Annotated in this window: 5 protein-coding genes; 4 read left to right on the top strand and 1 reads right to left on the bottom strand. The window is 71.9% G+C overall.

The window, feature by feature from the left end:
- The first annotated feature begins 46 nt into the window (after positions 1–46).
- Complete coding sequence (locus ADY01_RS33240) at positions 47–1,387, top strand: aspartate aminotransferase family protein (protein WP_049580476.1); 1,341 nt, start codon at positions 47–49, stop codon at positions 1,385–1,387.
- 107 nt (positions 1,388–1,494) lie between these two features.
- On the opposite strand, the gene ADY01_RS33235 is transcribed toward ADY01_RS33240, so the two are convergent.
- Entirely contained in the window at positions 1,495–1,902 is a 408-nt protein-coding gene (locus tag ADY01_RS33235) for a VOC family protein (RefSeq protein WP_049580475.1), read from the bottom strand.
- A 327-nt stretch (positions 1,903–2,229) separates the two neighbouring features.
- On the opposite strand from ADY01_RS33235, the gene ADY01_RS33230 reads away from it, so the two are divergent.
- The 3 genes from ADY01_RS33230 to ADY01_RS33220 form a co-directional block, all read left to right on the top strand.
- Complete coding sequence (locus ADY01_RS33230; RefSeq protein WP_049580474.1) at positions 2,230–2,631, top strand: RidA family protein; 402 nt, start codon at positions 2,230–2,232, stop codon at positions 2,629–2,631.
- Between the two features lie 203 nt (positions 2,632–2,834).
- Positions 2,835–3,605, top strand: a complete 771-nt coding sequence (locus ADY01_RS33225) for an aminoglycoside phosphotransferase family protein (RefSeq protein WP_049580473.1) — start codon at positions 2,835–2,837, stop codon at positions 3,603–3,605.
- Between the two features lie 428 nt (positions 3,606–4,033).
- Positions 4,034–4,514: maleylpyruvate isomerase family mycothiol-dependent enzyme (locus ADY01_RS33220; RefSeq protein ID WP_049580477.1), on the top strand; the 481-nt coding region annotated here is incomplete at its 3' end.

The raw sequence follows: 4,514 nt of genomic DNA, 5'->3' as shown, positions 1-4,514 counted from the left end.
CCCGATCCCCATGGACCGAAGGGTCACGGCTGGCTACGGTGCCCGCATGACGACTTCCCCCGGCCCCGCCCCCGACGACGCCTTCTGGACCGACGTCGACCGCCACGTCGTCCGCTACGGCGTCCCCTTCGTCCCCGAGATCATCGCGGGCGCCGCCGGCAGCTTCGTGTTCGCCGAGAGCGGCCGGAAGATCCTCGACTTCACCTCCGGCCAGATGAGCGCGATCCTCGGCCACGCCCACCCGGACGTCGTCGCCACCGTCCAGCGGCAGGTCGCCACCCTCGACCACCTCTACAGCGGCATGCTCTCCCGGCCCGTCGTCGACCTCTCCCGCCGCCTGGCCGCGTCGCTGCCCGACCCGCTCGACAAGGCCCTCCTGCTCACCACCGGCGCCGAGTCGAACGAAGCGGCCATCCGCATGGCGAAACTCGTCACCGGCGGACACGAGATCGTCTCCTTCGCCCGCTCCTGGCACGGCATGACCCAGGCCGCGGCCAACGCCACCTACAGCTCGGGACGAAAGGGCTACGGCCCCGCCGCCCCCGGCCAGTTCGCGATCCCCACGCCCTACGCCTACCGGCCCGACTTCACCGGACCCGGTGGCGAGCTGGACTGGCGCCGCCAACTCGACCACGCCTTCGCCCTCATCGACGCCCAGTCCACCGGCGCCCTCGCCGCGTGCATCGTCGAACCCGTCCTCAGCTCCGGCGGAGTCATCGAGCCGCCGCCCGGCTACCTCGCCGCGCTCAAGAAGAAGTGCGAGGAGCGCGGCATGCTGCTCATCCTCGACGAGGCCCAGACCGGCCTGTGCCGCACCGGCTCCTGGTACGCGTTCGAGCGGGACGGCGTGGTTCCCGACATCCTCACGCTCTCCAAGACGCTCGGCGCCGGCCTCCCGCTCGCCGCCCTGGTGACCTCCGCCGAGATCGAGCGCACGGCCTACGAACGCGGCTTCCTGTTCTTCACCACCCATGTCTCCGACCCCCTCGTCGCCGCCGTCGGCATCACCGTGCTCGACGTCCTGGAGCGCGAGGACATGGCCGAACGCGCCCGCGACCTCGGCACCTGCCTGCGAGACGGGCTGCTGGCACTGGGCGAGCGGCACACCGTCATCGGGGACGTCCGCGGCCGCGGCCTCCTCCAGGGCGTCGAACTCGTCCTCGACCGCGAGACCAAGGAAGGCAGCGACGCCCTCGGCACCGCCGTCACCCGGCGCTGCCTCGAACTCGGCCTCCACATGAACATCGTGCAACTCCCCGGCATCGGCGGCACCTTCCGCATCGCACCCCCGCTGACCAGCACCAAGGAAGAGCTCGCCCTCGGTCTCGAGATCCTCGACCAGGCCCTCGACGAGACCGCCCCCGCCTTCCTCGGCCGAGCGACCTGAACAGGCTTCCGCGGCTCACCACCGCGACGCGCCGCGCACAGCCCGTTAGACCGCCCAGGACAAACGGATCCGTTCCCCGAGGGCGCCCCGAGCCCGGGAGCCGCCCCTCACCGCGGTGCGCCGGGATAGGTCCCGAACGACCAGAGGTTGCCCTCGATGTCACGCGCGGCGAAGTCACGCGACCCGTAGTCGGTGCTGTGCAGCTCGCTCACGATCTCGGCCCCCGCGAACTTCGCTCGCGCGATCAGCCCCTCGGGATCCGCGGTCACCACATACGCCCCGAACGTGCCGGGACCGGGGCGCCACGCCCCGTCCTCGCCCTCCCTGACCGAGCCCAGCATCACCCCACCCCCCTCGGGCCAGGCCAGCTCCGCGTGCTGGACGATGTCCCCCTCCCCGTACACGGCGACCTCCCGGAAGCCGAACGCGTCCACCAGGAAGCGGATCAGCGCGCGGGCGTCGGTGGCCTGAAGTGTGGGCCAGACCTGGGGCGGTGGGGGCGTCCTGTCGTTCATCGCGCATCTCCTCGGGGCGTCGGAACGGTCCACGGCCGCCTCGGATCGACGGCGGTCCGTAGTGCCCGGACTGGATCCGGAACCCCTCGCGCGGCCAGCGCGTGGGGGAGCACTGTGCGAGGGCGCGGAAGTCACGGTCCAGGGGCCTGGTCGAAGTATCCGCAATCAGCCGCGACGTCGGCCAGGACCGGCGTGCCCGCGCGTCGCCCGCTGCCCCGTCTCCGCCGTGAACCGCCTCACCCCACCCGACCTCCCGGGCCGACTCGACCACCCCCCTCACCCCTGGGCGAGAATCACCGGAACGTGTCACGAACGGAAGGACCCACCATGTCCGAGAAGGTGCAGATCCGATCCGAAGGCGCCCCGGCCCCCGCGTGGGTGTTCTCCCAAGGCGTCCGGAAGGGCCCGCTGCTGCAGGTCTCGGGCCAGGGCCCGCAGGACCCCGCGACGGGCGAGTACCTGCACCCCGGCGACGTGAAGGCCCAGACCCGCCGCACTCTCGACAACGTGAAGGCGATCCTGACCGCCGGTGGCGCCACGGTCGAGGACGTCCTGATGTTCCGCGTCTACCTGACCCGGCGCGACGATTTCGCCGCCATGAACGAGGCTTACGGCGAGTTCGTCGCCGAGCACTGCCCCAGCGGAGTCCTCCCCTGCCGCACCACCGTCTTCGCCGGCCTCCCCAACGAGGCGATGCTCGTGGAGATCGACGCCCTTGCCGCCCCGTGACCGCGGGTTCGGACGTCGAGGCCGCCCGGAGGGCGGGCCTGCGGGCGCACCTCTTCGAGGACAACGCCCGGACGATCACCGCATCGCGGCCCACCTCGGCGCCGGAACCGCGGCCACCTGACGAAGGACCGGCGACCGGGACCGACGGACCGCACGCCAGGGTGAACGCCTGCCGTCGAAGGGTCGTGCGAGATACTCCACGCATGGCCGACGAACACGTGCTCCAGGACGCGCTCCATCGCAGGGTGGTCCGCGTGGGCGACACCGTCCGGCGGCCCGTGCAGCCGTGGACACCGGCCGTCCACGCGTTGCTCCGGCACCTGGAGGACGCCGGCTTCCCGTACTCGCCGCGGGTGAGGGGGATCGACACGGAAGGGCGTGAGGTCCTCACCTACCTGGAAGGCACGTCCGGCCCGGAGGGCTGGGCCCCGGTGGTCGACGACGCCGGCCTGGTCACCTTCGCCCGCCTGCTGCGCCAGTACCACGACGCGGTCGCCGGCTTCCGTCCGCCCGAAGGGTTCAGCTGGTGCACCGGGGAGAGCGGGCTGCGTGACGGCGAGGTGATCTGCCACGGTGATTTCGGCCCGTGGAACATCGTCTGGGAGGGCACGGCCCCGGTGGGGATCCTGGACTGGGACTACGCCCGCCCGGCGCCTCGCCTGCACGATGTCGCCTACGCCCTGGAGTACACCGCACCGTTCCGCGATGACGCCGAGTGCCTGCGCTGGCTGCGTTACCCCGAACCACCCGACCGACGTCACCGCTTGGAGCTGTTCGCCACCGCGTACGGCCTGACCTCCACCTCCGGCTTGGTCGACGCGGTCATCGACGTGCAGCAGGGCGGAATCGAGCAGGTCCGGGAACTGGCCGAGCAGGGAAACCAGCCCCAGGCCGGCTGGGTCCAGGACGGCTACCTCGACGAGCTGGGCCAACGAGTCGCCTGGAGCCGAGCCAGCCGCCACTTGTTCGAGTGACACGCCCGGCACCGTGGCCGGACACCCGACCCGGCCCACGCCTGAACGCTTCACCACCTCACCCGGGCACGGAGACCTCCGGCCGTCGCGCTCGACCTGAACGATCCGCTCGTCGACCCCGAACGCCCGCAGCCGGCCGGGAAAGAGGAACGCCTCGAAGCAGTACCGGTCGGCGGCCGAGGCGAGGCCATGACCCCTGAGGTCGACCCTCACCACGTCATCATCGCGCCGAAGGGACTCGGCCAACGGTCAACTCCCGGCCGCACGGGAGACCGGGATCGTCACACCGTCGTGGCGGACCGTGACATGCCGCATCGCCCTGTCACCCAACTCGGGGTCTCACCATCATGCCCACCATGCTGAGACGTTGCCCCTGCGTCTGTCCTCGCCCCTGCCGGGATCAACAGGCTGGGCGTAGGCTCCTCGCCGTGGAGCCGACTGCCTGTCTCACCAGCCTGCGACGTGAGTTGAACGCCTTCCTGGCCTGCCTCGACGGCGATCTGTCCGCGCCGGTCGCCCACTGCGGCGACTGGACGGTGCGGGACCTCGCCGAGCACCTCGGGCGAGGCAACCTGTGGGCGGCCGTGGCCGTCACCGAGCGCCGCGGCGACTACCGCGCCCCGGCGGCGCCGACCCAACCGGCCGCGCTGGCACGGTGGTTCGAGGACACCTGCGCCACCCTGCTGGCCGCGCTGGACACCGATCCGGCCACCGAGGCGTGGACGTTCCACCCGCCCCGCACAGTGGGGTTCTGGCAGCGCCGCCGCTGCCTGGAGGCGCTGATCCACCGCTGGGACGCGGAGAACGCCCTCGGCACACCCGACCCCCTCGACCCCGAACTCGCCACCGACGGCATCGCCGAGGTCCTCGACACGATGGCCCCCCGCCAGATCGCCCGCGGTCGCGCCG

This window comes from Streptomyces sp. SBT349, assembly GCF_001083795.1.
Taxonomy (GTDB): domain Bacteria; phylum Actinomycetota; class Actinomycetes; order Streptomycetales; family Streptomycetaceae; genus Streptomyces.
Note: the sequence above shows the minus strand (reverse complement) of the source record. Positions and strands in the feature narration are given on the sequence as shown.